We start from the raw sequence: 540 nt of genomic DNA, 5'->3' as shown, positions 1-540 counted from the left end.
CGACCCCGGCGCACCCGACCCGGCCCCGCGGCGGGCGCTGATCGTGGGCCCGGCCGGGGACCGGGGGGCACATGCCGGGGCGCGGGCCCTCGGACGGGCCGGCTGGACCGTGGGCGTCGGCGCCCCGGCCGGACCGGGCCTGCTGGGGGCCGCCCGGGCGGCCGCGGTCCGCCACGAGGTGCCGTGCCCCCGCGGCGACGGCAGCGACTTCATCGACGGCGTCCGCCGGGCGGTCGCCGAGGGGTCCTACGACCTCGTCCTCGGCGCCGGCGACGACTGGACGGCCGCCGTCTCCGCCTACCGACGGCACATTCCCGCGGCGGTGGCCCACCCCGCCCCCGAGGTCCTGGCCGCCGCGCTGGACGAGGTGAGCCTGGCCGAGCGCGCGTCCCGCGCCGGGCTCGACGTCCCGAGGACGCTTCCGGGCACGGACGCGTCGCTGGCCGCGTGGGAGGGCCCGGTCGTGGTCGGGTGCCGTGCCCGCTGGGCGCCCGGGCGGACGCGCCCCCGCCCCCTCGCGCCCGAGCTCTTCCCGGACGC

1 pseudogene is annotated in these 540 nt (G+C 82.4%); it reads left to right on the top strand.

Going from position 1 to position 540, the window contains the following annotated elements:
* Positions 1–540 (top strand): annotated as a pseudogene (locus tag RCG67_RS17310) (ATP-grasp domain-containing protein); the annotation flags it as partial.

The organism is Kocuria cellulosilytica, assembly GCF_040981245.1.
Lineage (GTDB): Bacteria > Actinomycetota > Actinomycetes > Actinomycetales > Micrococcaceae > Kocuria > Kocuria cellulosilytica.
Note: the sequence above shows the minus strand (reverse complement) of the source record. Positions and strands in the feature narration are given on the sequence as shown.